Annotated in this window: 2 protein-coding genes; one reads left to right on the top strand and one right to left on the bottom strand. The window is 71.9% G+C overall.

Going from position 1 to position 1233, the window contains the following annotated elements; translation table 11 throughout:
• Positions 1–178: 178 nt before the first annotated feature.
• Positions 179–460 carry an HPr family phosphocarrier protein gene (locus ACFXKA_RS42990; RefSeq protein WP_379431909.1) on the bottom strand — a complete coding sequence of 94 codons (282 nt, stop codon included), beginning with the start codon at positions 458–460 and terminating at the stop codon, positions 179–181.
• Between the two features lie 152 nt (positions 461–612).
• On the opposite strand from ACFXKA_RS42990, the gene ACFXKA_RS42985 reads away from it, so the two are divergent.
• On the top strand, positions 613–1233 hold a 621-nt coding region (locus ACFXKA_RS42985), incomplete at its 3' end, for a GNAT family N-acetyltransferase (RefSeq protein ID WP_379431907.1).

The raw sequence follows: 1233 nt of genomic DNA, 5'->3' as shown, positions 1-1233 counted from the left end.
AGGCGCGGACGAGCCCGGAGTACGGCACCGACATCGACCCGGTCGCGTACTTGCGCTCGCACGGCGTCGGCGTCTGAGTCGGTACCCCCCCGCAACGCCCTGCAACGAACACGACGAAGGCCCCGGCGTCCTGCCGGGGCCTTCGTGTCGTGTGCGCGCTGCGGGTGTGCGCGGCGGGTCAGACGGTCTCGGGAAGCTCGTCCAGGCCCTCGGCGACCAGCTTCGCCAGCCGGTCGAGCGCGACGTCCGCGCCGTCCACGTCGGAGGCCAGGACGATCTCGTCGCCGCCCTGCGCGCCCAGCCCCAGCACGGCGAGCATCGACGCCGCGTTGACCGGGCTGCCGTCGGCCTTGGCGATCGTCACCGGCACGCCGGAGGCCGTGGCGGCACGGACGAAGATGGAGGCGGGACGGGCGTGCAGGCCCTCGGCCCAGCCGACTTTGACGCGGCGCTCAGCCATGGTGTTGCCCTTCAAGTCACAGTTGTTGTCTAGACCAGTGTGCCACGCGGCCCCGGACGGACCGGCGAGGCACCCCTGAGGTCCACGAGAGACCCCAGCCTGCCCCGGCCGAGGACCCGCCGCTACCCGTGCGCGCGCCGTAGGCTCGTCCCATGACGACGCCGTCACAGCACGCCTACCCCGATCACTGGGAAGCAGACGTGGTCCTGCGCGACGGAGGCACCGCGCGCGTGAGGCCCATCACCACCGACGACGCCGAGCGGCTGGTCAGCTTCTACGAGCAGGTCTCCGACGAGTCGAAGTACTACCGCTTCTTCGCGCCCTACCCCCGGCTCTCCGACAAGGACGTGTACCGCTTCACCCACCACGACTACGTGGACCGGGTGGGACTCGCCGTGACCGTCGGCGGCGAGTTCGTCGCCACCGTCCGCTACGACCGGATCGACGCCCGTGGCATGCCCGCCTCCGCGCCCGCCGACGAGGCCGAGGTCGCCTTCCTCGTCCAGGACGCGCACCAGGGGCGCGGGATCGCCTCCGCGCTCCTCGAACACATCGCCGCGGTGGCGCGCGAGCGCGGGATCAGGCGCTTCGCGGCGGAGGTGCTGCCCGCCAACACCAAGATGATCAAGGTGTTCCGGGACGCCGGGTTCACCCAGCGGCGCAACTTCGAGGACGGTGCCGTCCGTCTGGTCCTCGACCTCGAACCGACCGCCGAGTCCCTCGCCGTCCAGCGCGGCCGCGAGCTGCGCGCCGAGGCACGCTCCGTACAGAGG

Source organism: Nocardia sp. NPDC059228, from assembly GCF_042754245.1.
Classification (GTDB): domain Bacteria; phylum Actinomycetota; class Actinomycetes; order Mycobacteriales; family Mycobacteriaceae; genus Nocardia.
Note: the sequence above shows the minus strand (reverse complement) of the source record. Positions and strands in the feature narration are given on the sequence as shown.